The organism is Kribbella steppae (assembly GCF_004342025.1).
Taxonomy (GTDB): Bacteria; Actinomycetota; Actinomycetes; order Propionibacteriales; family Kribbellaceae; genus Kribbella; species Kribbella steppae.
On sequence record NZ_SLWN01000014.1, the window covers coordinates 123829 to 148334 of the forward strand.

At 68.1% G+C, this 24506-nt stretch carries 25 protein-coding genes and 1 riboswitch; of the genes, 18 read left to right on the top strand and 7 right to left on the bottom strand.

The window, feature by feature from the left end; translation table 11 throughout:
* Window positions 1–53: 53 nt before the first annotated feature.
* The 7 genes from EV652_RS34105 (at window position 54) to EV652_RS34135 (ending at window position 7107) form a co-directional block, all read left to right on the top strand.
* Window positions 54–953, top strand: a complete 900-nt coding sequence (locus EV652_RS34105) for a nucleoside hydrolase (RefSeq protein WP_242002168.1) — start codon at window positions 54–56, stop codon at window positions 951–953.
* Window positions 950–2251, top strand: coding sequence for an ABC transporter substrate-binding protein (locus EV652_RS34110; RefSeq protein WP_132213416.1), 1302 nt, complete (start codon window positions 950–952; stop codon window positions 2249–2251). Before EV652_RS34105 ends, EV652_RS34110 begins: the two co-directional genes overlap by 4 nt.
* Window positions 2252–2260: 9 nt before the next feature.
* Window positions 2261–3181 (top strand): carbohydrate ABC transporter permease, encoded by a 921-nt coding sequence (locus tag EV652_RS34115; RefSeq protein ID WP_132213417.1) that lies wholly within the window; start codon window positions 2261–2263, stop codon window positions 3179–3181.
* 118 nt (window positions 3182–3299) lie between these two features.
* Complete coding sequence (locus EV652_RS34120; protein ID WP_132213418.1) at window positions 3300–4196, top strand: carbohydrate ABC transporter permease; 897 nt, start codon at window positions 3300–3302, stop codon at window positions 4194–4196.
* A gap of 39 nt (window positions 4197–4235) precedes the next feature.
* Window positions 4236–5231 (top strand): sugar phosphate isomerase/epimerase family protein, encoded by a 996-nt coding sequence (locus EV652_RS34125; protein ID WP_199238560.1) that lies wholly within the window; start codon window positions 4236–4238, stop codon window positions 5229–5231.
* Window positions 5228–6142 (top strand): transketolase, encoded by a 915-nt coding sequence (locus tag EV652_RS34130; RefSeq protein WP_132213420.1) that lies wholly within the window; start codon window positions 5228–5230, stop codon window positions 6140–6142. The genes EV652_RS34125 and EV652_RS34130 overlap by 4 nt, the downstream gene beginning before the upstream one ends.
* The gene (locus EV652_RS34135; RefSeq protein WP_132213421.1) at window positions 6139–7107 is read left to right on the top strand and encodes a transketolase family protein; all 969 of its coding nucleotides are present in this window, start codon (window positions 6139–6141) and stop codon (window positions 7105–7107) included. The genes EV652_RS34130 and EV652_RS34135 overlap by 4 nt, the downstream gene beginning before the upstream one ends.
* On the opposite strand, the gene ribB is transcribed toward EV652_RS34135, so the two are convergent.
* Window positions 7091–7705, bottom strand: a complete 615-nt coding sequence (gene ribB, locus EV652_RS34140) for a 3,4-dihydroxy-2-butanone-4-phosphate synthase (protein WP_132213422.1) — start codon at window positions 7703–7705, stop codon at window positions 7091–7093. The genes EV652_RS34135 and ribB overlap by 17 nt on opposite strands.
* A gap of 91 nt (window positions 7706–7796) precedes the next feature.
* Window positions 7797–7930: riboswitch (FMN riboswitch) on the bottom strand.
* A 53-nt stretch (window positions 7931–7983) separates the two neighbouring features.
* Here ribB and EV652_RS34145 point away from each other — a divergent pair.
* From EV652_RS34145 to EV652_RS34155, 3 genes are read left to right on the top strand one after another with little or no spacing between them, the layout of a single operon-like run.
* Complete coding sequence (locus EV652_RS34145) at window positions 7984–9483, top strand: glycoside hydrolase family 140 protein (RefSeq protein WP_132213423.1); 1500 nt, start codon at window positions 7984–7986, stop codon at window positions 9481–9483.
* A gap of 31 nt (window positions 9484–9514) precedes the next feature.
* Complete coding sequence (locus tag EV652_RS34150) at window positions 9515–10492, top strand: sugar-binding transcriptional regulator (protein WP_199238561.1); 978 nt, start codon at window positions 9515–9517, stop codon at window positions 10490–10492.
* Entirely contained in the window at window positions 10492–11841 is a 1350-nt protein-coding gene (locus tag EV652_RS34155) for a threonine/serine exporter family protein (protein ID WP_132213424.1), read from the top strand. The genes EV652_RS34150 and EV652_RS34155 overlap by 1 nt, the downstream gene beginning before the upstream one ends.
* On the opposite strand, the gene EV652_RS34160 is transcribed toward EV652_RS34155, so the two are convergent.
* Together EV652_RS34160 and EV652_RS34165 are read right to left on the bottom strand one after the other, a co-directional pair.
* Complete coding sequence (locus tag EV652_RS34160) at window positions 11838–12944, bottom strand: sialidase family protein (RefSeq protein ID WP_132213425.1); 1107 nt, start codon at window positions 12942–12944, stop codon at window positions 11838–11840. The two genes, EV652_RS34155 and EV652_RS34160, sit on opposite strands and share 4 nt — an antisense overlap.
* On the bottom strand, window positions 12941–14467 hold the full coding sequence (locus EV652_RS34165) for a glycoside hydrolase family 183 protein (RefSeq protein ID WP_132213426.1): 1527 nt from the start codon (window positions 14465–14467) through the stop codon (window positions 12941–12943). Before EV652_RS34165 ends, EV652_RS34160 begins: the two co-directional genes overlap by 4 nt.
* A 278-nt stretch (window positions 14468–14745) precedes the next feature.
* On the opposite strand from EV652_RS34165, the gene EV652_RS34170 reads away from it, so the two are divergent.
* The 5 genes from EV652_RS34170 to EV652_RS34190 all read left to right on the top strand — a co-directional run bounded on the left by EV652_RS34170 (window position 14746) and on the right by EV652_RS34190 (window position 18817).
* Window positions 14746–15948, top strand: a complete 1203-nt coding sequence (locus tag EV652_RS34170; protein ID WP_132213427.1) for a 3,4-dihydroxy-2-butanone-4-phosphate synthase — start codon at window positions 14746–14748, stop codon at window positions 15946–15948.
* The gene (locus tag EV652_RS34175; RefSeq protein WP_199238562.1) at window positions 15945–16637 is read left to right on the top strand and encodes a class I SAM-dependent methyltransferase; all 693 of its coding nucleotides are present in this window, start codon (window positions 15945–15947) and stop codon (window positions 16635–16637) included. The genes EV652_RS34170 and EV652_RS34175 overlap by 4 nt, the downstream gene beginning before the upstream one ends.
* Window positions 16638–16698: 61 nt before the next feature.
* The gene (locus tag EV652_RS34180; protein WP_132213428.1) at window positions 16699–17097 is read left to right on the top strand and encodes a cyclic nucleotide-binding domain-containing protein; all 399 of its coding nucleotides are present in this window, start codon (window positions 16699–16701) and stop codon (window positions 17095–17097) included.
* Window positions 17087–18082: an adenylate/guanylate cyclase domain-containing protein gene (locus EV652_RS34185; protein WP_132213429.1), complete on the top strand. Its 996-nt coding sequence runs from the start codon at window positions 17087–17089 to the stop codon at window positions 18080–18082. The genes EV652_RS34180 and EV652_RS34185 overlap by 11 nt, the downstream gene beginning before the upstream one ends.
* Before the next feature lie 15 nt (window positions 18083–18097).
* Entirely contained in the window at window positions 18098–18817 is a 720-nt protein-coding gene (locus EV652_RS34190; protein WP_132213430.1) for a GNAT family N-acetyltransferase, read from the top strand.
* A gap of 35 nt (window positions 18818–18852) precedes the next feature.
* Here the strand turns inward: EV652_RS34190 and EV652_RS34195 are convergent, their stop codons facing one another.
* On the bottom strand, window positions 18853–19296 hold the full coding sequence (locus EV652_RS34195; protein WP_132213431.1) for a MarR family winged helix-turn-helix transcriptional regulator: 444 nt from the start codon (window positions 19294–19296) through the stop codon (window positions 18853–18855).
* Between the two features lie 55 nt (window positions 19297–19351).
* Between EV652_RS34195 and EV652_RS34200 the strand changes: the two genes are divergently transcribed.
* Window positions 19352–20398 (top strand): bifunctional NAD(P)H-dependent oxidoreductase/GNAT family N-acetyltransferase, encoded by a 1047-nt coding sequence (locus tag EV652_RS34200; RefSeq protein WP_199238563.1) that lies wholly within the window; start codon window positions 19352–19354, stop codon window positions 20396–20398.
* On the opposite strand, the gene EV652_RS34205 is transcribed toward EV652_RS34200, so the two are convergent.
* The gene (locus EV652_RS34205) at window positions 20395–21618 is read right to left on the bottom strand and encodes a DUF1700 domain-containing protein (RefSeq protein ID WP_132213432.1); all 1224 of its coding nucleotides are present in this window, start codon (window positions 21616–21618) and stop codon (window positions 20395–20397) included. The two genes, EV652_RS34200 and EV652_RS34205, sit on opposite strands and share 4 nt — an antisense overlap.
* Complete coding sequence (locus tag EV652_RS34210; RefSeq protein WP_130445805.1) at window positions 21615–21944, bottom strand: PadR family transcriptional regulator; 330 nt, start codon at window positions 21942–21944, stop codon at window positions 21615–21617. Before EV652_RS34210 ends, EV652_RS34205 begins: the two co-directional genes overlap by 4 nt.
* Before the next feature lie 208 nt (window positions 21945–22152).
* On the opposite strand from EV652_RS34210, the gene EV652_RS34215 reads away from it, so the two are divergent.
* Together EV652_RS34215 and EV652_RS34220 are read left to right on the top strand one after the other, a co-directional pair.
* On the top strand, window positions 22153–22764 hold the full coding sequence (locus tag EV652_RS34215; protein ID WP_199238564.1) for a HipA domain-containing protein: 612 nt from the start codon (window positions 22153–22155) through the stop codon (window positions 22762–22764).
* A 59-nt stretch (window positions 22765–22823) separates the two neighbouring features.
* On the top strand, window positions 22824–23747 hold the full coding sequence (locus EV652_RS34220; protein WP_132213434.1) for a helix-turn-helix domain-containing protein: 924 nt from the start codon (window positions 22824–22826) through the stop codon (window positions 23745–23747).
* A 187-nt stretch (window positions 23748–23934) separates the two neighbouring features.
* On the opposite strand, the gene EV652_RS34225 is transcribed toward EV652_RS34220, so the two are convergent.
* The gene (locus tag EV652_RS34225) at window positions 23935–24318 is read right to left on the bottom strand and encodes an NAD-dependent epimerase/dehydratase family protein (protein WP_132213435.1); all 384 of its coding nucleotides are present in this window, start codon (window positions 24316–24318) and stop codon (window positions 23935–23937) included.
* Window positions 24319–24506 lie beyond the last annotated feature (188 nt).

The window sequence follows — 24506 nt, forward strand, 5'->3', positions numbered from 1 at the left end:
GTTATGCACTAGTGAATATCCATTCAATCGTACGGAGAGCAGGAGGCCGCAGGGTGACGAAGCCGAGCAGACGCCGGGTGATCATCAACACGGACGCGAAGAACGAGGCGGACGACCAGTTCGCGATCGTGCACGGGCTGCTGTCGCCCACGTTCGACATCCGCGGGCTGATCGCCGCGCACTTCGGCACGTGGCGGTCGGACCGGAGCATGGAGGACTCGCGCGAGGAGATCGACCTGCTGCTCGATCTGCTCGACCTGACCGGCCAGGTGCCGGTCGCGAACGGGGCGACGACCGGCATCGCGGACGAGCAGACCCCGCTGGACTCGCCCGGCGCCCGCCTGATCATCGAGGAGTCGAAGCTGGCCTCGGCGGGCGATCCGCTGTTCGTGTCCTTTCTCGGCCCGCTGACCGACATGGCCTCGGCGATCCTGCTCGACCCGGAGATCGTCAACCGCGAGGTGATCGTGATCTGGATCGGCGGTCGTGGGTACGACGGCCTGGCGCCGAGCTGGAACAAGATCGAGTTCAACCTGTCGAACGACATCCACGCCGCCAACGTGGTGTTCGGCTCCGGCATCACCGTCTGGCAGGTACCGAGCGATGTGTACAGCAAGGTGTCGGTGAGCTACGCCGAGCTGGACGAGAAGATCGGTGACGCCGGGCCGCTCGGCAAGTACCTGATCGAGCAACTGCGCGAGTGGAACGCCACCTACCACTCCGAGCCGATCGAGTCCCGGTCTCTCGGCGACTCCCCGGCCATCGCCCTGATGCTCTATCCGCCCAGCGGCGCCATGCGGGTCCGGCCGGCGCCGCGGTTCGGGGTCGACGGTTGGTACCTGCCCGGTACGGACAACCCGATCAAAGTCTGCGAACAGGTCGACGTCCGGTTCCTGCTGGAGGACATGTTCGCCAAGATCCGCCGCTTCGCCCGCCAAAGGAGCACGTCATGACTGGCAGTTCGTTCACCCGCCGTGGTTTCCTCGGTCTCACGTCCGCCGCCGCTGTCGGCGTCGGTCTGTCCGCCTGCACCGGCGGTGGCGCGTCGTCCGCCGGCGGCGGTGCCACCGCGGCGGCCTCGAACAACCTGCGGCTCTTCACCTACGAGGCCGACGAGACGATCGGTCTGCTGAAGGCGCAGGTGAAGAAGTTCGACGCGGAGAACGGGACCACCACGACGGTGGACAGCCTGCCCGGGTCGGGTGCGGCGGTCTACCCGGACAAGCTGCGGACCGAACTGCTCGGCGGCAAGGGCCCGGATGTCTGGCGGATCTGGGGCGGCCAGATCGGAGCGCCGTTCGCGAAGGCCAAGCAGTCCCTCGATCTGGCGCCGTACTACTCCAAGTTCGGCTGGGAGTCGAAGATCAACACCGCGGCGATCAGCGGGATGACGTTCGACGGCATGAAGGCCGGGGTCCCGTTCGTCTCCCTCGGAATAGGTGCCTGGTACAACAAGTCGCTGTTCGCCAAGGCCGGCGTGAGCGGCCCGCCGACGACGTACGCCGAGCTGGAGGCGATCAACGAAAAGCTCGTCGCGGTCGGCGTGACGCCGTGTGGTCTCGGCGGGAAGTACGGCTGGGACATCATGCGGCTGTTCGAGTACCTGCTCGAGCACACCGCCGGCCCGGAGCTGCACGACAAACTGCTCACCGGCGACGAGAGCTGGGACCGGCCCGAGGTGGTCGAGGCGTTCGCGCTGTTCAAGAAGTGGCAGGACAAGAAGTGGCTGCCGCAGGGCGCGCTGGGCCTCGACCCCGCCGACATCGAGCCCGCGTACGTCCAGGGCAAGACGGCGTACACGATCACCGGACCGTGGACCGAGGCGGCCGCGATCCTGTCCGCGAAGAAGAGCCCGGCCGCCTTCGGCAACTTCGAACTGCCCACCGACCAGAGCCCGGCGCGGCACTCAGGCTTCGTCGAGGGCTACATGATCAACGCCAAGACGGGCAACGCCGACAAGGCCGCGGCGCTGATCGACTTCATCGTCCAGCCCGCGACACAGAAGGCGATGCAGGTCAGCGCGTCGACGGTGAAGGGCGCCGAGCCGGACCCGAAGGCGCTGCCGTTGTCGGCCGAGTGGTCGCAGAAGTACGGCTCGAACCCGTTCTACACGATCCAGGACCAGGCGTTCCCGAAGAAGCAGGCCGACCAGTACTTCAGCGTGCAGAGCGACCTGCTGCAGGGCTCGGTGGCGCCGGACGCGGCCGCGAAGAAGATGCAGGAGATCGTCTCCGCCTGGGCGAAGGGCTGATTCGCGGTTATGGCGACGGTCGCACTGTCGCGGGGCCGGTCCGTGAAGCCCGCGAAGGTCAAACGAGGGGGCAAGTGGTCGCCCTGGCTGTTCGCCCTGCCCGCGCTGATCGTGTACGTCGGGTTCCTGGTGTACCCGGCGTTGTCCTCGCTGTGGTTCAGCCTGACCGACTGGGACGGGCTCAGTGCGACGTACAACTTCGTCGGGCTGGAGAACTACACCAAGCTGCCGAGTGATCCGGTCGTCGTCACCGCGGTCCGGAACAACCTGATCTGGACCGTCGTGACGATCGTTGTCCCGACCGTGATCGGGCTCGGCCTGGCGATCGCGCTGAACGGCAAGGTGCACGGCAAGCCGGTCCTGCGCTTGATCTTCTACACCCCGGCGGTCCTGCCACTGGTGTCGATCGCCTCGATCTGGGGTTGGCTGTACAACCCGCAGTACGGCGCGATCAACTCGTTCCTGCGGCTGATCGGTCTGGACGGGTTGGCCCAGCCGTGGCTGGGGCAGGACTCGACCGCGTTGTGGGCGGTGATGGTGCCGGCCATCTGGTTGCGGACCGGCTTCCCGATGCTGCTCTATCTGGCCGCCCTGCAAGGGATCCCGAACGAGCTGTACGAGGCCGCGACGGTCGACGGTGCGAGCCGCTGGCAACAGTTCTGGCACGTGACGATGCCGAGTCTGCGGCCGGCCCACTACATCGTGCTGGCGTTGTCGCTGATCGACTCGTTCAAGGTCTTCGACATGATCTACGCGATGACATACGGCGGTCCCGGTACGGCGACGCAGGTGATGGGCACCTGGATGTACGCCAACGTCTTCCAGTACTACCAAGCCGGCTACGGCACCGCGATCGCGGTTGTGATCACCCTCGTAGCAATCGCCGTCGGCATCCCATACGTCCGCTCCCAAACAAAGGAGGCCTCATGACTGTGCTTTTGGCCGGGCCTCCGGCGCCGGCAGGGTCATGGGGCCTTGGCTCCCGGCCTTCCCTCGTCACTCCAGTCGCTTCGCTCCCTCCGCTCCTCAGTCCAGGCCGGGAGGCCCCATGACCTCGATCGCACCCGTGCGGGTCGAAGCACCCGTCGGGCCGTCCGAGACAGCGCCGGCGAGCGAGCCGCCGAAGGGGCGGAAAGGGCTGGTCATCACGCTGGTGCTTGTGGTGGTGGCGTTGTTCTGGATCTCGCCGCTGGCGTTGCTGGTGATCACCGCGGTCCGGCCGCTGTCGGACTTCATCAGCAACGGGCCGCTGTCCTGGCCGGACCAGTTCACCTGGTCGAACTTCAAGGACGCGTGGGGGATCGGCAACTTCGCCACCACCTACCGCAACAGCGCGCTGCTGGCTCTGATGAAGGTGCCGCTCGGCGTCCTGATCGCGGCGATGCTCGGGTACGCCCTGGCCAAGCTGCGGATGAAGTTCCGCCGGACGGTGATGTTCACGGTGTTCCTCGGGCTGACCATCCCGATCTACATCACCATCGTCCCGGTCTTCATCATGATGCGCTCGGCCGGTGCGACCGACAGCCTGTTCGGGTTGATCGGGCCGTACCTGGCCTTCGGCATCCCGTTCGAGGTGCTGGTGCTGCAGTCGTTCTTCCGGCAGATCCCGGACGAGATCCTCGAGGCGGCCAAGGTCGACGGCGCCGGCGACTGGCGGGTCTTCTTCACCATGATCCTGCCGCTGTCGCTGCCGGCCCTGGTGACGGTGGCGATCCTGGACGCGGTGGCGACCTGGAACGAGTTCCTGTTCGCGCTGATCCTGCTGAACTCCGACGCCAACAAGACGATCCCGGTCGGACTGCTCAACTTCCAGGGCCAGTTCGCCAACAACAACACCGGTCTCGCGGCGGGCATCCTGATCGCCGTGGTGCCGATCCTGATCGCGTACACCCTCCTGCAGCGCTGGATCGTCGGCGGCCTCACGGCCGGCGCGACCAAGGGCTGACCGACATACGACACCGCCCCGACAGAAGAGATGACGACAATGACTGACTTACCGACCTTCGGTGCCGGCATCTGGCACTTCGCCACCTACAAGGACCGCTACGCCACCGACGGGTACGGCGATCCGGTCGGGCTGCTGGAGCAGATCGACCGGGCCGGCGCCGTCGGCGACCTGTCCGTGGTCGACCTGAACTGGCCGTTCGCCGGGTACGACGGGACGCTCGACGAGGTGAAGGCGGCACTGGGGCGGAACAATCTGAAGGCGATCGCGATCACCCCGGAGATCTACACCCGCGACTTCGTCAAGGGCTCCTTCACCAACCCCGATCCGGGCGTCCGCAAGCAGGCGATGGAGTTGCTGCACAACGCCACCGAGCTGGCCAAGGACCTGGGCTGCTCGTACGTGAAGCTCTGGCCCGGCCAGGACGGCTGGGACTACCCGTTCCAGGTGAACTACCACGACATCTGGAACCTGGCGCTGGACGGCCTGAAGGAACTCGTCTCCGCGCACCCGGACATCAACTTCGTGATCGAGTACAAGCCGCGCGAGCCGCGGGTGAAGATCATCTTCCCGAACGTCGCCCGCACCCTGCTCGGGATCGAGAAGATCGGCCTGCCCAACCTCGGCATCCTGCTCGACTTCGGCCACTCGCTCTACGGCCAGGAGACGCCGGCCGACGCGGCGCAGCTGGCGATCGACTACGGCCGGCTGTTCGCGATCGACGTGAACGACAACCTGCGCGGCTGGGACGACGACATGGTGGTCGGCTCGGTTCACCTGGTCGAGACGTTCGAGTTCTTCCACACACTGCGGAAGAACAACTGGGAGGGCGTCTGGCAGCTGGACCAGTTCCCGTTCCGCGAGGACAGCGTCGAGGCCGCGAAGCAGGCGATCCGATTCCTCAAGGCAGTGCACCACGCGCTCGACGTACTGGACGAGGAGGCGCTCGCCGCGGCGCAGGCGTCCCATGACGCGCTGGCCGCGCAGAAGCTGGTCCAGAAGGTGCTGCTGTCCTCGATGGCGGACCAGAGATGACACTGACGGTCGAACACACGACGATGCCGGTGCTCGGGCGGTTGCCGATTCACAGCAGCCGGGCCGAGCAGGTCGCGCATATCGCCGAGGCGGCCAAGCAGATCCGGATCCAGGACCTCAAGCTGGTCCACCACGCCGGCGCCGGCCACATCGGTGGTGACTACTCCGCGATCGACATCCTGGCCACCCTGTACGGCGCGGTGCTCGATATCACGCCGGACACGGTGACCGACCCGGAGCGGGACCGCTTCATCCTGAGCAAGGGCCATGTCGCCGGTGCGCTCTACACCACCCTGGCCGCCTTCGGGTTCCTGCCGGTCGAGGAGCTCGCGACCTTCCTCAAACCCTTGTCCGCGTTGAACGGGCATCCCAACCGGAACAAGGTGGCCGGCGTCGAGGCCAACACCGGTCCGCTCGGTCACGGCCTGCCGATCGCGGTCGGTCATGCGTTGTCGGCCAAGCTCGACGTGTCGTTGCGCCGTACCTATGTGCTGGTCGGGGACGGCGAACTGCAGGAGGGCAGCAACTGGGAGGCGATGATGGCGGCCTCGCAGTACCAGCTGGACCGGCTGACCGTGATCGTCGACCGGAACCGGCTGCAGCAGGGCGCCACCACGAAGGAGACCAACGACCTGGATCCGCTGCCGGAGAAGGCGGCCGCGTTCGGGTTCGCGGTGGTGGAGGTGAACGGTCACGACCATGGCGAGCTGCTCGACGTGCTGTCGGCCGTACCGTTCCGGCCGGGCAAGCCGACCTTCGTGATCGCGCACACCCACAAGGGCCACCCGATCTCGTTCATGAGCAACAACGTCGCCTGGCACCACCGGGTGCCGGACGAGGCCGAGTTCCAGCAGGCGCTGACCGAACTCGAGTCCGCGGGCAGACCCAGATTCGAGAGGGAACAGGTATGACAGTCGTCGAGACCACGTCGATCGCCGACCAGCCGCGGTACGACTGCCGGGACGCGTACGTCGAGACGCTCGCCGAGCTCGCGCACGCGGACCACCGGATCGTCGGGGTGGTGAACGACTCGGTCGGTTCGAGCAAGCTGAACAGCTTCCGTAAGGCGTTCCCGGACCGGTTGATCAACGTCGGGATCGCCGAGCAGGACATGGTCGGCGTGGCGTCCGGGCTGGCCAACGGCGGCCGGATCCCGTTCGTCTCGGCCGCGTCCTGCTTTCTGACGGCCCGCGCGCTGGAGCAGATCAAGGCGGACGTCGCCTACTCGAACACCAATGTGAAGCTGTGCGGGATGAGCCCCGGCGTCGCGTACGGCGAACTAGGCCCCACCCACCACTCGATCGAGGACATCGCCTGGCTGCGGGCGATCGCGAACCTGACCGTGATCGTGCCGGCCGATCCGATCGAGACGGCGGCCGCGTTGCGCTGGGCGGCGGCCTCGGACGGGCCGGTGTTCATCCGGGTCAGCCGGATGAGTGTGCCGAAGGTGTACGCGGACGACTACGAGTTCCAGCTGGGCAAGGCGATCACGGTCCGGGCCGGTGACGACGTGACGCTGATCAGCAACGGGACCGTGCTGTGGCGGGCGATGGCCGCGGCCGAGCAGCTCGCCACCGAAGGGATCTCGGCCCGGGTGCTGTCGATGCCGACGGTGAAACCGCTGGACGTCGATGCCGTGGTCGCGGCCGCGCGGGAGACGGCCGGCATCGTCACCGCGGAGGAGGCGGTGACCGGCGGCGGCCTCGGCGGCGCGGTCGCGGAGACCGTGGTCCAGCATCATCCGGCGCGGGTGTCGATCCTCGGGTTCCCCGAGTTCGCGCCCACGGGGTCGGCCGGATATCTGCTGGACCGCTACGGGCTCTCGCCGGAGGGGATCGCCGACTCGGCCCGGCAGTTGCTCAAGACAAGTAACTGACCAGGTCGGCGATCGAGATCATCGCGAGATCGTGAGTGTCGGCGAACGCGCGCAGGTCGGGCCCGGTCATCAGGGTGCCGTCGTCGTTCATCAGTTCGCCGATCACACCGACCGGCGGCAGTCCGGCCAGCCGGACGAGTTCGACGGTGGCCTCGGTGTGACCGGGCCGCTGCCGGACGCCGCCTTCCACCGCCCGCAGCGGGAGGATGTGACCGGGCCGGATCAGGTCCGCGGGCTGTGCCGCCGGGTCGGCCAGCACGCGGACGGTCCGGGCCCGGTCGGCGGCCGAGATCCCGGTCCCGACGCCGGTGCTCGCGTCGACCGAGACCGTGTACGCCGTCCGCAGGCTGTCCTGGTTGTTCGGCACCATCAGCGGGAGCTCGAGCCGGTCGAGGATCTCCGGCACGGCCGGGGCGCAGACGTAGCCGCTGGTGTGGCGGACCAGCAGGGCCATCAGTTCGGGGGTGGCGAGGCTCGCGGCGAAGGTCAGGTCGCCTTCGTTCTCGCGGTCCTCGTCGTCGACGACCACCACGGGCCGTCCCGAAGCGATCTCGTCGACGGCGCGCTGAACGGTGTCCAGAGTTGTCGCGGTACTCACGGTCGTTGTCCTCTCGGCCTGGCACTCCGGGGCAACGACAAGCTCCGCGGGCACCTCCGACCCGACGGTCGGCAACGCACCGCGAAGACTGCCACGTGCGTCTTCCCATCCGGACTTTCACCGTCGGTCCTGGAGTTCCACCAGGTCAACCGGACGTCCTTGCGGACGTACGGGTCGCGGACTGTCACCGCCGGCTCGGAATTTCACCGACCCCAGAGCACGTGTGGTCTTGCTGTTCGTCGCACAGTTTATCGGTAGAAACCACCCACGGGAGTGTCATGTCCATCTCAGTCACCTGGCGCGAAATCGAACTCTCAATCACAAGGAACCACGAGGAGCCGTACGCCGCCGACGTGTGGGCCGAGTTCGAGCACGAGAGCGGTACGACGCTGCGGCGGCCCGCGTTCTGGGACGGCGGTGACACCTGGCGGATCCGCTTCGCCGCGCCCGAACCTGGTCGGTGGCGCTGGACCAGCGGCTCGGACACCGGCGAGTTCGAGGTGCTCCCCGCCGATGGCGAGGCCAACCCGTTCTACGCGCACGGCTTCTGGCGGATGTCACCCGGCGGACGCAGCCTGGTGCACGCGGACGGCACGCCCGCGATCCTGGCCGCGGATACCGCGTGGGCGCTGCCCTGGCGAGCGACACCCGAGCAGGTCCGGGAGTACGCCGCCGACCGGCAGGCGAAGGGCTTCAACGCCGTACTGCTGATGACCGTCCAGCCCGACATGCGAGCCGTCGGGCCGCGGGACCGTACCCAGGACGAGGGCTTCGCCGTCGGCTTCGAGGATCTCCCCGAGGGACACCTGAACCAGCTGAACGTCGAGTACTTCCAGTACCTCGACGAACTGCTCCGGATCCTGGTCGACCACGGCCTCGCCCCGGTCCTCCAGCCGGTGTTCCACGGCTTCGGCTGGAAGGGCCTCGACGTCGCCGGCACCGTCGTACCGCCGGAAGAGTACGCGCGGTACTGCCGCTACCTTGTCGCCCGGTACGGCGCTCAGCCCGCGATCTACCTGGTCGGCGGGGACGGCTCGGGCCGCGAACCGCAGATCGCAGCCGGTGGAGCCGAGGTGCAGGCCACCGACTGCTACGGCCAGCCGACCGGCATCCACTACCGCCCGCATATCCGCGCCGATGCTCACCAGGACGCGGACTGGCTGGACTTCCAGTGGTGCCAGACCGGGCACACCGGCGAGCACGTGCCTGAGCGGGTCGCCGACATGTGGCGCAACCAGCCCGTCAAGGCCGTCGCGAACGGCGAGCCGACGTACGAGAACACGCGGGACCTCGGCATGGCAGCAGGTTGGTGGCAGGGACACGAGGCGTGGAGCAACCTGTGCGCGGGCGGCACGATGGGCGTCGTCTACGGAGCGGGCAGTCTCTGGCAGTGGTTGCTACATCCGGGTGAGACCGGCCAGTCGGACTACTTCACCGCGCCGGGAGCCGGTTGGCGGGAGGCGGTCGGCTTCGAGGGGTCGTCGTACGTCGGCCTGGTTCCGAAGATCCTCGCGGGGCTGCCGACGACCGACATGGCGCCGGACTGGACCGGGGCGATCACCGGGCGGGCCCTGAGCGTGCCCGCGGAGCTGTTCGTGGTGTACCGGGACAACGGTGGGCCGGTGATGATCTTCGACGACGCGATTCCGCTCGGTTACCGGATCGTGGATCCGCGCGACGGCGCGGTGGTCGCGACCGGGAAGCGCGACTCGCCCCGGGATCTGCTGCCCGACCCGGGTGGCGCACCCCGCGTCTACATCTGCGCGGCTGACCTATAGTCCAATGCTGATCGTCTGTTAGGGGGTTGAGGTGGCCAACGGCAACCGCGCGGTGCGCCAGCCGGGGCTGGACGAGCTGCGGCTGCTCGCGAAAGTGGCCCGGATGTACCACGAGAAGGGCATCCGGCAGCCGCGTATCGCCACCGAACTGAACCTCTCCCAGGCCCGCGTGTCGCGGATGCTCAAACAGGCCGTCGAGGTCGGCATCGTGCACACCGTGGTGACCATGCCGAGCGGCGTGCACAGCGATCTCGAGGACGAGTTGCAAGGGCGCTACGGCCTGCGGGACGCGGTGGTCGTCGACACGCTCGGGGTGGGCGACGACGTGCTCCCGGCGCTCGGCTCGGGTGCGGCGGCGTACATCGACATGACGCTCACCGGTGGGCACGTGATCGGGATCTCGTCCTGGAGCGAGACGCTGATCAGCGCGGTCGACCGGATGCCGCGCAAGAGCGTGCCGGTGGTGGACAGGGTCGTCCAGATCGTCGGCGGGCTGGGCGACGCGGCGGTGCAGATGCAGGCGACCCGGCTGACCGCCCGGTTCGCCGAGCTGACCGGCGGGATGCCGGTCTACCTGCCTGCGCCGGGGCTGGTCGGGACGCCCGCGGTCCGGCGCGCGATGATGAACGACGTGTCCGTTCGGGACGTTCTGGGCACCTGGGGACAGCTCACCGACGCCCTGGTCGGGATCGGCAGCCTCGAGCCCTCGCCGCTGCTGCAGCGCAGTGGGAACGCGGTCGCCGAGGCCGACCAGGACGAGCTGCGCCGGCTCGGTGCGGTGGGTGACGTCTGTTTCCGGTTCTTCGACGAAGAGGGAAAGCACGTGCGCTCGACGTTCGACCAGCGAGTCATCGGGGTCACCGCCAAGGAACTGCTGGCGGTGCCGCGCCGGATCGGAGTGGCCGGCGGGGAGCGGAAGTTCTCCGCGATCCGGGCCGCCCTGCTCGGCGGCTGGGTCAACATCCTGATCACCGACCTGGCCATGGCCGACCGGCTGCTCGACGCCTGATGGATCGCGACGAACAGCGCGACGTCTACCGGACGATCGACCTGGCGCTGCGGGTCGGTGAGGTACTGCTGTCCAGCGGCGCCGGTACGGCGGACGCGACCGCAACCATCCTCGGTGTGACCGCGGCCGGTGGGCTGCGCGGGTGCGAGGTCGACATCACCTTCACCTCGATGGCGGTCTCCTACCAGGCGGCGCCGGACGTCGCGCCGGAGACGCACATCCGCCTGGTCCGCTACCGATCGCAGGACTTCTCCCGGCTGACCGAGGTCGATCGGCTGGTACGACGGCTTGCCCGGGGTGAGGTGACCCGCGACGAGGCGAGTCGTGAACTGGCGCGGTTGACCTCGGCAGGGCCGCCGTACCCGCGCTGGAGCGCCGTGCTGGCCTGGGGTGTGATGGCCGGTGGCGCGACGCTGCTGCTCGGTGGTGGCTGGCTGATCACGTTGGTGGCGTTCCTCACCGCGATCGTTATCGATCTCAACAACCGGTGGTTCAACCGGCAGCGGCTGCCCGCCTTCTACCAGCAGGTGGCCGGCGCCTTCGTCGCCACCGCGGTCGCGTTGATCCTGTACGCCGTCCATGCGCCGGTCAAACCGTCACTGGTCGTTGCTGCAGGCATCATCATGTTGCTGGCCGGGATCGCGCTGACCGGTGCGGTCCAGGACGCGCTCACCGGGTACTACGTGACGGCCGCGGCCCGAAGTCTCGAGGCGATGCTGCTGACCGGCGGGATCATCGCCGGGGTCAGCCTCGGCCTCACGCTGGGGCTCAAGCTCGGGCTGAACGTCGGCATCGAGGCGCAGACGATCCAGCTGGCGAACCTGCCGATCATGGTCGGCTCGGGCGCGCTGATGGCGCTCGCCTTCGCCTATGCGTCGTACGCCCCGCTGCGGGCGTTGCTGCCGATCGCGGTGATCGGCGCGGTCGGGTCGCTGGTGTTCACGCTGATGTCGCGCGCGTCGTTCGGGCCGGCCTGGTCGACCGCCGCCGCGGCCTTCGCCGTCGGCCTCGGCGGCTACTCCCTCGGCCGTCGCACCGGCGTGCCACCGCTGGTGGTCGTTGTCTCCGGCACCATTCCGTTGCTGCCGGGACTGACCATTTACAAGGGGTTGTACGAGCTGATGGGACTCGGCAACCTGATCGGCATCGTCAGCCTCGCGACCGCGGTCGCCATCGGTGTCGCCCTCGCCTCCGGGGTCATCCTCGGCGAGTACGTCGCCCAACCGATCCGCCGCGAAGCCCGACGACTCGAGGATCGCCTCGCCGGGCCTCGCCTGGTCGGACCACGACGGCCGGTACGACGTCGTACCGGTTCCCGTCGCGGTCGCAGCCGGTCTGTCGTGCGCTAGCCGGCCCGGCCGGTGGCGTAGTACGTCTTGCAGACGCCGGCGTCGTAGTCGGACGCCAGCTCCAGGACCCGCTTGCTGTCGGGGGAGACGAGCAAGGGGGAGCTGTAGTTGGGGCAGTAGTTGTTGTAGGGGTTGGTGACGGCGACGGGTGCGGGGATCGTGCGCCAGGTGCCGTTCCCGCTCTTGACGAACAGGGTCCGTCCGTTGCCGGCGGCCACCGAGCCGTCGGGATTCTGCAGGATCTGGCCGACCACCAGCAGGTTCCCGTTCGGCGCGACCGCGAGGGTCGGTGCGTGGGTGAAGTACTTGCCGTCCGCGGTCCGGGTGAGGACCCCGGGTGCCGATGGCGATCCCCAGTTCCAGCCGTCGGCGGACTGGCGGGTGTAGGCGGCACAGTCGTACTGCCCGCCAACGCCACAGATCTCGTACGACATCAGGTACGTCCCAGTCGGCAACTTCCGTACGACGGGCATCCCCGGACGATGTCCGACCGTCGTACTGGCGACCGTCGGAGTGGGATCGGTCCAGGTGACGCCGTCCGAGCTCCAGACCTGCATCAGCTTCTGGCTGTGCGCCGGATCGGTCTCGTCCGCGTAGTGACAGACCAGTTGGCCGTCCTTGGCGATCGAGAACTCCGGCTCCCAGAGGCCGCTCGTGTTCGACGCGGTCGCACAGTTGGACAGGTACGACCAGGTGCGGCCGACGTCGTTGCTCTTCCAGATCCGCAGTGACATCGGCCGGTCGGAGGCGCCGACGCTCGCCGCCCAGAGGAGGGTCCCGGCCGGCATCGCTCCGACCGGCTTGGGAAGCTCGAAGAGGGTTGCGCAGCACAGTCCTTGGCCGTCGGCGGCCTCAGGATCTTCGACGGTTCCGACCTGGGTGAAGCTCTTGCCGGAGTTCGTACTCTCGTAGATCGCGCCGATGCCGTCCGCGTTGCCCACGAAGGTGACGACACTGGCGAGGATCCGGCCGTTCGCGAGCTGGATCACCCGTGGGTACAGCCCGGTGTCGTCCCGGAGCAGCTGACCGGTCGCGGCCTCGGCGGTGGCCGGAGTCACCAGGAATCCGGCGATGAGCGCGAGTACGACGACCAGCCGCCTCACTTGATCTCCTCGAGGACGACGTCGTCCAGCTGGAGCCAGACGTCCTGGCCGTGCCCGAAGAAGCCGCCGTACAGCTGGATCAGCGACTCACGGCCGGAGTCGAACTCGACGCTCACCTGTTCGTAGGTCTTGTGTGCGCCGCCGGTCTTCTGGGCGATCGTCGTGCCGCGCAGGGTGCGGACGCCGAGCATCGTCTCGGTGTTGTTCTCCGCGGTCCGCATCCAGGCGGACAGGCGGTAGCGGTGATGCGGACGGACGGCGACGTTCTGCTGGAGTTGGTGGGTGCCGATCGAGTCGCGGACGTAAGCGTTGTTGGCGCCGCTGTGGCCGAGGTTCGTCCGGTCGATGCCGCCGCGGCCGTTGAGTTGCCAGGGTGTGGTCGGCGTACTGCCGGCCTGCTCCTCGAAGCCGGGGTCGGTGACCAGGTTGGTGACCTGACCGTCGTCGGCGAGCTTGGTGTGCATCAGGAACACGTTGTACGGGTCCCACTGCGACATGGTGAAGTAGAGGTCCTCACCGGACGACCACGGGTGCATGTACGTCCCGTACAGACCGGGGAAATCCTTGCCTCGGACAACGACCTTCTCGCCGCTCCACGGACCGGTCAGCGATTCCGACGACCGCAGTACGACGGAGGCCCGCGACTCGTCCAGGTACATCATCAGCCACTTGCCGGTGTGCGCGTTCCACTGCACCGAGACCTCGCTGATCGGGCCGATCGCGATCGGGACCGCGGCGCTCTCCTTCGGCGACCAGGTGCGGCCGTCCCAGTAGCGCCAGGCGCTCTTCGACAGGACCTGCTGCTCCGGGACCCGGGCGATGTGGGCGTTGCCGAAGCGGCCGTTCGGCGTACCGATCATGTAGACGTAGCCCTTGTCGCGGACCAGGGCCACCATCTGGAACTTGTTGTCCCACGCTTTGGTGTTCTGCCACCGGGCATTGGGGTCCTTGGTCCAGGTCTCGCCGTTGTCGTCGGAGTAGGCGAAGCCTGAGTAGTTGGTGAACCAGCTGCCGGCCGGCCCCCAGTAGTTGACCGACATGTACTGCACGTACTGCCGTTTGCCGACCGCGATACCGCCGGTCGGGATCACCGTGTGCTCGTCGCGGTCGACCTTCTTGCAGTCGAGGAACTGCTTGGCGTGGCCTGGGCGGTCCTCGGCAGCCGAGTCCAGCGACATCCCGTCGGCCAGGTTGCGATCCTTGCTGCGGAACAGCAGGTTGCAGCGCCAGTCGATCGTGGCCGGATCGCCGACGCCACCACCCGGCCCGGTCCAACCACTGCCGTAGCTGTCGCCGAACGCGGTCAGGATCTCGCCGGACCCGTTGTCCCACAGGATGCCGAGGTCGGTGGCCTTCAGTGCGAACCGCGCCTCGGTGTCATTGATCGACCCCGGCCCGGTCAGCTTCGCGACCTGGTCGGCGGGGGACGGTACGGCGGCCGCTTGGGCCTCCGGGGTCTGGTCGGCGGGCACCAACGCGGCCCCGATCAGGACAGGTAGAACGAGCAACAATCGTTTCCGCATGGCGTTGTCTCCTAGGGCGGGCAGAGCACTCGTGAGAAATCGATTTCCGTCGAACCTAGTCCTTCGTTGTCAACCGGTCAACAGTTCAGCCGCCGCCGGGTGTGGTTTACTGCCGTCTGGTGCGATTCCAAGGTGTGGCGGTCGGGAGACTCCCGGGCCCGTCGGCTTCGCCGGACGGCGGAGTGACCCGGCGCTGACCGGGGCCATGCGGTGATACCCCGCTTCAGCTCGGACCCCTCCCGGGTCCCTGGCCGGAACCTACAGCCGGAGAGCGAAGCATGTTCACAGGACGAATCGAGCACACAGCCACGGTCACCGAGGTCATCGGCGACGTACTGCGGGTGAAGTCGGCGATCCCGGTCACGCCGGGTGGTGCGGTCTGCCTCGACGGGATCAGGTTCACCGCCGAGCCGGCCGACGCCGGCGAGGTGCGGGTGGTCGTGACGGACGAGACCCGGCGCCGTACGACGCTGGACCGCGTCGCGGCCGGTACGACGATGAACGTCGAGCTGCCCATCGCCGCCGGAGACCGGATCGACGGACACCTGGTCCAGGGTCATGTCGAAGGCGTGGGCAAAATCCTCCGCGTCACCGTCGAACCCGCCGGTCAACGTGTCTGGATCAAGCCGCCGGACCGCCTGCTCGCGAAGCTGGTGGCGAAGTCCTCGGTCGCGATCGACGGCGTGAGCATCACGGTGGCCGAGGTGCTGAAGGACCGGTTCTCGGTGGTCCTGGTACCGAACACCCTGGAGAAGACCACACTCGGAGGCTTGGCCGAGGGGGATCGGGTGAATCTGGAGAGCGACCTGCTGGTCCGGATGGCCCGCGACGGTCAGGGTCCCGAACTGCTGCGGGCGGTCAGCCAGTTGCCGTGGGCCGGTCAGCTCAGCGGTGAGGTCGGCGTACAGAAGGTGGTCGCACAGATCGCGGCCGGTGGTGGTGTCGTGGTCTGGGATCCGACCGCGGAGAGCGAAGGCGATGTCGTCTTCGCCGGTGAACGGTTCCGTCCGGAGGCGATGACGTTCCTGCTCACGCTGGCCTGTGGACACACGACCATTCCGTCCGCGGCCGACGTACTGAAGCGACTGGAGATTCCGCCGATGCCGGGTGAGGGCGACCGGCAGGGTACGGCGATGCACGTATCGATCGATCTCGCGTCCGCGACCGGGACCGGCGTGTCTGCGGCCGAGCGGGCGGCGACGATTCGTCGGCTGGCGGCTGCGGACGCCGTACCGACGGACTTCCTTCGGCCGGGGCACGTGTTTCCACTCGCGGCCCGGCCCGGACTGCTGGGCGAGCGGCTCGGGCACACCGAGGCGACGGTTGCGCTGTGTCTCGCGGCTGGGCTGGCACCGGTCGGCGTGTGCTGCGAGGTGATGCGGCCGGATGGCGTGATGGCCGGGCCTGCCGACCTGGAGCAGTTCACGCTGCGCTGGGAGCTGCCGATGATCGACATCCACGACCTGGTCCGCTGGCTGTGAAGGGCTCCGAGCTGTACGACGATCCCGATTTCCTGAGCGGGTATCGGCAACTGCGGCGGGACGGTCTCGGGCTCAACGACGCGATCGAGATTCCGGCGATGAACGCCGTACTGCCCGTGGTGGAAGGGCTGCGGGTGGTCGACCTCGGGTGTGGTGAAGGTGGGCTCGCAGTGCGACTGGCGTCCGGTGGGGCTGAGGTGATCGCGGTTGATGCGTCGGAGCAGATGCTGGCGGCCGCTGCTCGGCATCCGCGGGTGCGGTACGTGCGCGCGGACCTCGCCGACTTCGAGTTGCCGCCGGGATCTGCGGACCTGGTGGTCAGCAGCCTCGCGCTGCACTATGTGGAGGACTTCGGGGGCCTGGTCGCAAGGGTGGCGCGGTGGCTGACGCCGGGCGGGCTCTTCGCGTTCACGATCGAACATCCGGTGGTGACGGCGCCGCTGGTGGCTGCGGATTGTGTGGTCGACGACTACGCGGACGAGGGCCCTCGACAACGAGCCTGGTTCGTCGACGGCGTGGTCAAGTACCACCGCACCATCGGCACGATCCTGGCCGCGTTGCGTCGGCACGGGTTCCGGTTGGAGGTGGTGGACGAGCCGATGCCGACCGCCGAGCAGGTCGAGCAGTCTCCGCATCTCGCCGTCCATCGGCGTCGCCCGCCGTTACTCCTGGTCTCGGCCGTCCGTTAGAGTTACTGACTGGAAACATCGGCTGATCGCCGGGGTGGCCCGGCGGGCTCGGAGGATCGACGTGGCTTTGGGTAGGACATCCCCGCGGGACCTGCCGCTGTTCGCGGATCTGTCCGGACGCGACATCAAGGACATCTTCCGCGCCGGCGAGGAGGTCTCGGTGCCGGCCGGCTGGTCGCTGATCCTGGAGCAGACCCCGCCGGACGCGGCGTACCTGATCCTGAGCGGGACGGCGGCGGTCCGGGTGAAGGGCGAGGAGATCGCCCAGCTCGGTCCGGGTGACATCGCCGGCGAGGTGGCGGTCCGGAAGAACACGTTGCGGACGGCAACGGTGACGGCGAAGTCGCGGCTGCAGCTGCTGCACTTCACCCGGGAGAAGTTCGACGACCTGACCAACCGGCTGCCCGCCTTCCGGGACGCGATCGACGCCACCATCGCCGAGCGCCGCGGTGGTTCCTGACTCCTTGGAGCCGGCCGGGTCCGGCGCGGTCGACCTGGCCGGGCTCCAGCGGGACTTCGAGCAGGCGCTGCTCGGCGGGGAGCGGAAGTTCACCCGGATCCAGGTATCGGAGCGGGCGGGAATCTCGATCGCCCGGGCTGAGCGGATGTGGCACGCACTCGGATTCGCGACGGTGCCGGACGACGAGATCGCGTTCACGGACGGGGACGTCGAGGCGCTGAGGCTGGTCGCGGCACTGGAGGACGACGGGTTCATCGATCCCGAGCTGGAGTCGTCGCTGGCCCGCAAGCTCGGCCAGACCCAGTCCCGGCTGGCGTCGTGGCAGTCTGCGATGTTCCTGGAGTTCCTCGGCAACTCGAAGCTGTCCGCCGACGAGGCGATCGAGGTGGCCGGGGAGTTGCTCCCGGCAATGGAGCGACTGCAGACGTACGTCTGGCGCCGGCACCTGGCCGCCGCGGCCGGCCGTGCGGTGGCGGGCTCCGACGAGCTCGCCCGCGGCATCCGTGCCGTCGGGTTCGCCGACATCGTCAGCTACACCCGGCTGGCCCGTCGCCTGACCGAGGTCGAGCTCGGCCAGCTGATCGAGCGGTTCGAGGGCATGGCCGCGGACGTGGTCGCGCTGAACGGCGGCCGGGTGATCAAGTCGATCGGCGACGAGGTCCTGTTCGTCACCGACACCGCGGCGCAGGGTGCCGCGGTCGCGCTCGCGCTGCAGGACGCGGTGGCGGTGGCCGGCGACCTGCCCGAGCTGCGCATCGGCCTTTCCTACGGCAACATCCTGATCCGGCTCGGCGACGTGTACGGCGAGGTGGTCAACCTCGCCGCCCGCCTCACTTCGGAGTGCAAACCCGGCCGCGTCCTCGCCGACCGCGAGCTGGCAGCGGCTTTGGACGGCCACGCCGACTACCGGCTTCGCCGGCTGCGCCGAGTTTCGGTCCGCGGCTACCACCACCTGGTCCCGTACGCGCTCCAACGTGCGGAGTGAGTCAGAATTGCCCGTGTGCGTGAGATTCTGACGACAGCCGAGTTGGCGAGGGTGTGTGCGGGCGATCCGTTGATCGTCTGGGCCGGGCAGGGTTTCCGCCCCGGAGTCCGCGCCTGGTACGACGGGGATGCGGTCGCCGTCGCCGCGCCGGACCTGTCGAAGCGCGATCGTCTCGCGGTCGTCGGGCCGGTGGACTCTGTCGCACGGCTCGCGGCTGAGGTCTTCGCCGAGGTGGGTCCCAGCTTTCGCCCGTTCGGCGACGAGCAGCTGATCCGCGACCTCGCCGACCACGTCCCGGACCTGGCCTTCTCGGCCGCGTTCGGCTGGATGGACACGGCCGGGCTTCCGGTGGTGACGACCACGGCCGCCTGGCTCGAGAGCGACACCGGGGTCGAGGCGCTACTCACCGACGCGGCGCCGACGTCGTACGCCTGGCCCGGGCGTTCCGGCGTACGACGCTGGGCTGCAGCGACCGGTGACAGCGGGGAGCTGCTGAGTGTGGCCGCGGATGCGTGGAGTGCCCCGGAGATCGGCTTCCTGGCCGGTGTCGCCACTCACCCAGTTGCTCGAGGCAAAGGCTTGTCCCGCCAGGTGTGTGCCTTCGTCACGGCTGAGCTGGTGAAGCACCACGGACGCGTCGGATTGATGGTTGATCGCGACAACGCCGCCGCGATCGCGATCTATCAGCGCTTGGGCTACACCTATCGTCGCGTTGCCGCGGCGCACTTTCAGTAGGTGCCGCCGTTCGCGGGCTTCAATTGTTCGTCGGCTCAGTCGGGGAGGTCGGCGATCCTGGTCGAGACGCGTTCGAGGACGGCGAGTTCCTCGGCGCTGATGTGGTCGATGAACCGGTCGCGGACCGAGTCGAGGTGACCCGGCGCCGCCGCGGCGAGGACGTCGAAACCGTCGTCGGTGAGGTGGTAGATCGAGCCGCGGGCGTCGTTCGGATCCGCCTCCCGCTCGATCAGGCCACGCGCCTCCATCCGGGCCGCGTGATGTGACAACCGGCTGCGGGACCACTGCATCTTCTCGGCGAAGTCCTTCAGTCCCCAGCGGCGGCCGGGCTTCTCCGACAACGTGCTGAGCACCTCGTAGTCGGCGGCGGACAGGCCGAGCTGGTTCAGGTCCCGGGCCAGCCGGGACGGTACGACGGTCAGCAGCCGGCGAACCGCCCGCCAGGCGCGCTCCTCGTCGGCGTTCAGCCACTTGGTCACGGGGTGATCCTACTGTCTTTGACGTGTCAAAGGTATCTGCGGTAGTTTCTTTGACATGTCAACGAGAATCTTGATGGTGATCGCCAGTACCCGGCCCGGGCGGCTGGGGCCGGCGGTGGGTGACTGGTTCGTCCGCGCGACGGCTGAGCTCGGCGTCGACCTCGACGTCGCGGATCTGGCCGAGGTGAATCTGCCGTTCCTGGACGAGCCCGAGCATCCGTCGACCGGGATCTATCAGCACGAACACACCCGGGTGTGGAGCCGGCGGGTGGCGGATGCCGATGCGTTCGTCTTCGTCACCAGTGAGTACAACTTCGCGATGCCGGCCACGTTGAAGAACGCGTTCGACTACCTGCATGCCGAGTGGGCTTGGAAGCCGTGTCTGTTCGTCGGCTACGGGAACACCTCGGCCGGCACCCGGGGTGTGCAGATGGCGCGAGGTGTCGCGGGCTCGCTGCGGATGTTGTCGATCGGGGGCGACATCTTCCTGCGGATCGCGGACGACATGCGGGACGGCGTGGTGGTCGACTCGGAGCGGTTGAATGGTCGGGCTGCTGCGGCGTTGCGTGAGCTCTGTCGCGTGGCCGACGTACTGCGACCGCTGTATCGCGACGGGATCTCGGTCGCCCCGGCTGTGCGCGCCGATGCGGCCGAGGTCGCTCCTGCCCTGCCTGCGGATGTGGCTGAGTTGCTTGTTCTGCAGCGGTGTTGCTGGGTGGACGAGGCGGTCGCCAACGCGCGGCTCGATCTGCCGGCGCTGCTGGAGTCCGAGGGTGAGGTTCGCGAGAGCCTGCGGACCTGGTCGACGTGGTGTGTGCGATCAGGCGGACGACTGGTCGGCTCGGTGCGCGCCCGGCGTGACGGCGACATCTGGGAGATCGGCCGATTGATGGTCGCGCCGGACCATCGCCGTACCGGACTCGGCCGTCGCCTGCTCGCGTTCGCCGAGGCCCAGGCGCCGGACAGTGTCGAGGTCGCCACGTTGTTCACCGGGGAACGCAGCGACCGCAACATCCTGCTTTACCAGAAGTCCGGCTACGCGCTCACCGGTGGGACGGCCCCGGCCGGAGCCGTCCGCCTCACCAAGCCGCTCGCAGCCTAACGGGTGGGCTGAACGGTCAGCGTGACGCTGGCGCGCGGGGTTGTGCTCGCCGCCGGAGTACTCGCCCCCGGAGTGCTCGTCGGCGTCTCCGTGGGCGTGGCGGTCGGGGTTATCGTGCTGGCCGGCGCCGGCGGTGGGACGAAGGAAGCCTTGTCGGAGTCCTTGCAGTTCTCCTCGCCGACGGTGCCGGACTCGTCCGGTGTCAGGATCCTGTGCGGGAAGACGTTGCTGGTTGTGCTGGGATCGACCCGGCCGTTCTGCGTGTCGCAGTCCTCCCGCGGCAGGGCGATCGGGTTGCCGTCCTGGTCGTACAGCCGCACGCTGACTTGCTTGCCCTCAGCATCGAACGGGTAGATGTTGCCGATCGTCATACCGTTCAGGACGAGACCGTCCGGGTTGTACGACGCCGGGTTGCTGCTGTAGTTGTCGTAGTTGTTCAGGAACCCGAACGACGCTCCCATGTACGCGGCGGCAAGGAACGCTGGTACGGCGACAGCCGCGACCAGGTTCAGCGGTACGACGTACCAGAGCCAGCGCGGGTCCTGCTGGGTCCGGCGGCCGATCCAGACAGACACCGCGGCACCGGCGAGCGCGCCGACCACCGTGACCGCCCCGGCGCCGAAGAGCGCGAAGAAGCCTCCGCCGCCGATGGCGCCGCGGGCGACCCACCAGACCGGCTGCCCGATGGTGACCAGTTCGCGGCGGACGTTCGGCGGGATCTGGTCGATCAGGTCGCGGATGGCGGCGGCGCCACGCTGGCCGCGCGGGGTCTCGAGGACGATCCGCGGATCGTTGCCGCGCAGTGCGCGGACGCCGAGGTGCGCCGCGCCGAACAGCGCCGCGAACCCGACGACGCCGAAGAACAGGGTCTCCTCGTGCGACCAGGCGAAGATGCCGATGGCAATGAAGAACGGGCCGACGGTCGACGCGATCAGTCCCCAGCGCAGCGCCTTGCGGCCGGCGTCGCGGTCCGCGACCGGCTGCGTGCGGGGTGGGTAGCCGGCTGCGGTCCGCAGCTCGTCGGCGTACTCCCGCGGCGTGCCGAGGCGCTCCTGCAGGGCCGCGGTGGTGGGCTCCGCCTCGAACTCGGCCGCCACCTCGGTGAGGTGACCGCTGACGTCCTCGAGCACATCCTCCAGCTCACCCGGCGGCAGGTCGCTCAGCTCGGCCCGCACCTGGGCCAGGTAGATCGCGACCGCTCCGGTCAGGGTGCTGTTCACGCGGCCTCCTTCTCCAGCAGCAGCACCGACATCGTGTCGGCGAAGTGATTCCAGGTCTTGGTCGACTGGGCAAGCAGATCCCGGCCGGTCTTGTTCAGCCCGTAGTACTTGCGATGCGGGCCCTCCTCACTCGGCTGCACGTACGACGTCAGCGCACCGGCCGCGAACAGCCGCCGCAACGTCCCGTAGACCGAAGCGTCCGCGACATCCTCGAGCCCGGCGGCGCGCAGTCGCCGCAGGACGTCGTACCCGTAGCCGTCGGCGTCCCGCAGCACGGCGAGCACCGCCAGATCCAGTACACCCTTGAGCAACTGGCTCGTGTCCATAACGCCTCCTCGGTGCACCGGGAGGCTGGACCCCTCAGACCACCCTCCCGGTGCTCTACCGACCACACTACTACACACTGCGGAGTACTCCACAACACAGCACCTGCCCCAGCGGAGCTGATGTCGTCGCCCCGCGTCTGTGCCGTGCTGCCCGCTGTCCACTGTGTCCTCGTTCGAAGACATTTGCGATTGTCTTCGAACGAAGACAGTGGCAGAAATCGAGCGGTTCGACCGGGTGGTCGGCCAGGACGGGATCAGTCGCATCCATCAGGAGGACTTCTGCCAGGCGCTCGGGCGGTTGCCAGAGGCGAAGTACGAGAGCCGGGGCGGACCGAGGCTGACAGATATGGTCGGGCTGGTTCGCCGGCAGTCGACGATGCCGGCCGATGATCTGCTGGCGCTTGCCGACTTCGCCATCGTCAATCTCGTGGCGGGGGCGCCGGATGGGCATTCGAAGAACATCTCGTTGCTGCTAGCCCCGGACGGCAACCGGTGGGTGGCTCCGCTGTACGACCTGGCCACGGGGCTGGCGTATGACGGCGCGACGGTCGATCGTCGGGTCGCGCTGTCGATCGGTGGCGAGCGGATCGTCGGCCAGATCAGACGCAAGCAGTGGGACAAGGCTGCCGCCCTTCTTGGCTTGCCGGCCGACCGCCTGGTCGATCGCGTTCGAACCCTCGCCGGTCAATACCCCGACGCCTTCGAGAAGGCATTGTCGGCAGTCGCCGACGTGCCGGGTGCCGAGGAGGTCGCAGCTCGCACCGTCCCGGAACTCCGCAGGCACTGCCTGAGCCTGCTGCAGCGCCTGCGGGAAGGCTGATCGACAGGTCAGCAATTTCGATCAAGTACGGGTGGGCTGGGAGCGGGCACAGTGGGGGTATGGCGGATGTGTTCGAGGAGTTTGTGGCGGTGGTGGCTGAGGGGTTGGCAGCGGACGAGTTGGTCGGTGGGGTCGACCTGGCTGGGCGGGTGCATCTGTCGCGGTTCCACTTTGATCGGGTGATCGGGGCGGTGGCGGGCGAATCGCCGTACGCGTTCCGGCGGCGGGTGCTGCTGGAGCGGGCGGCGTTCCGGCTGCTGGCCGAGGACTCGCCGGTGCTCGATGTCGCAGTTGAGGCGGGCTACGGGTCGCATGAAGCGTTCACGCGCGCGTTCGTGCGGGCCTATGGGATGTCGCCGCGAGTATGGCGGCGGGAGTCGTCGCGGGTGTTCTTCCTGTCGGCTCCGAGCGGGGTTCATTTTCAACCACCGGCGGGCTTGCGCCTGCCGGCGAGGAAAGAGGTGAGAGGGATGGATGTCCTGGTCAGAATGGTTGAGCATCACGTCTGGCTGACCGGCGAGATGATCGAACGCGGCGCCCGCCTGGACGCGGCGGCGCTGGACCGGCCGATCGAGCTGTCGGTGGAGGGGATCGACGACGACATCTCGATCCGCTACCTGCTGGATCGTTTGGTCTGGCAAGAAGAGATGTGGCTGGCGTCCGTGGAAGACCGCCCGTTCCAGGTGCCCGAGTGCGGAATCCAGGTGGTCACCCCGATCCCCGAGCTCCGCGAACGTCACGCGATCGCCGGCTCTCGTTTCGTTGCCCTGGTCAACCAGTTGAACGACGAGGGCCGCTTCGACGAGTCCTTCGTCGACACCACCTGCGAACCGCCCCGCGTCTTCGCGTACGGCGGTATGGTCGCCCACGTCCTCACCTTCGCCGCCCACCGAAGGTCGCTGCTCATCGGCGCCTTCTACACCGCCGGTATCACCGACCTAGGTTTCGGCGACCCCATGCACTACGTAGCCGAAGGCAAGTAACTCGCTTCTCCGTCGCCCGCTTGTTGACGATGCCTCTGAACGGGCGAGCATGGGACACTCGGGCACATGCCAGAGGCGTCGGAACAGCAGCTGGTAGCCGCCCTCATTGACACCCTGGATCTCGCGCGCGGATGGATGACCTCGTCTCCGCAGTCGCCGTCGGCTGTGCGTACACGCTGTCCTCGACCTACCCACTCAACGAATCACTGGACAACCCAGTCCTCAGGTCTGGCGCTGCGCCACCCGCCAGCAACACGACGCCGTTCGTCATCAGGCCGGCGGCGATGCGGAGCGCCTCGATCTGACCGAACAGCTTGCCGCCGAAATCCGCCTGCAGTTGCGCAGGTGTCAGCTCCGCCAGCGGTCGTAACGGCGTACCAGGGCCGAGGCAGATCACGACGTCAAAGGGCGCCAAGGTGCCTAGGGCAACTTCCGGGGAGTCCGGCTTGCTCAGGTCCACAGCAGGCTCGGACGACCGTGACACTCCGACAATCTGATGCCCGTCTGCTGTCAGCACTTCACTGACCGCGCTCCCCAAGGTGCCGGCGCCACCGATGATGACGATCCGCATCCTTCATGCCTACACGGGTGGATGATGTAACGCTGGGAGCATGCGTTGTCGCAACCGCAGGACACACCTGGCCATCCCTTTACAGGATGGGTATCCGGGCGTTTGCTGAACTCAGAGCCGTCGGCTGATGTCCGCTGCGGCGATCGATCATCAGGGGAAGATGCCACTGGCATCAACGCGGCAGAGTC

Excerpts from the sequence above, each read along its gene's own strand:
- EV652_RS34170 (WP_132213427.1), top strand. The coding sequence starts at position 14,746 with ATGTTCACAGGACGAATCGAGCACACAGCCACGGTCACCGAGGTCATC.
- EV652_RS34165 (WP_132213426.1), bottom strand. The coding sequence starts at position 14,467 with ATGCGGAAACGATTGTTGCTCGTTCTACCTGTCCTGATCGGGGCCGCG.
- EV652_RS34155 (WP_132213424.1), top strand. The coding sequence starts at position 10,492 with ATGGATCGCGACGAACAGCGCGACGTCTACCGGACGATCGACCTGGCG.
- EV652_RS34120 (WP_132213418.1), top strand. The coding sequence starts at position 3,300 with ATGACCTCGATCGCACCCGTGCGGGTCGAAGCACCCGTCGGGCCGTCC.
- EV652_RS34115 (WP_132213417.1), top strand. The coding sequence starts at position 2,261 with ATGGCGACGGTCGCACTGTCGCGGGGCCGGTCCGTGAAGCCCGCGAAG.
- EV652_RS34200 (WP_199238563.1), top strand. The coding sequence starts at position 19,352 with ATGTCAACGAGAATCTTGATGGTGATCGCCAGTACCCGGCCCGGGCGG.
- EV652_RS34210 (WP_130445805.1), bottom strand. The coding sequence starts at position 21,944 with ATGGACACGAGCCAGTTGCTCAAGGGTGTACTGGATCTGGCGGTGCTC.
- EV652_RS34145 (WP_132213423.1), top strand. The coding sequence starts at position 7,984 with ATGTCCATCTCAGTCACCTGGCGCGAAATCGAACTCTCAATCACAAGG.
- EV652_RS34125 (WP_199238560.1), top strand. The coding sequence starts at position 4,236 with ATGACTGACTTACCGACCTTCGGTGCCGGCATCTGGCACTTCGCCACC.
- EV652_RS34135 (WP_132213421.1), top strand. The coding sequence starts at position 6,139 with ATGACAGTCGTCGAGACCACGTCGATCGCCGACCAGCCGCGGTACGAC.
- EV652_RS34225 (WP_132213435.1), bottom strand. The coding sequence starts at position 24,318 with ATGCGGATCGTCATCATCGGTGGCGCCGGCACCTTGGGGAGCGCGGTC.
- EV652_RS34130 (WP_132213420.1), top strand. The coding sequence starts at position 5,228 with ATGACACTGACGGTCGAACACACGACGATGCCGGTGCTCGGGCGGTTG.
- EV652_RS34220 (WP_132213434.1), top strand. The coding sequence starts at position 22,824 with ATGGCGGATGTGTTCGAGGAGTTTGTGGCGGTGGTGGCTGAGGGGTTG.
- EV652_RS34110 (WP_132213416.1), top strand. The coding sequence starts at position 950 with ATGACTGGCAGTTCGTTCACCCGCCGTGGTTTCCTCGGTCTCACGTCC.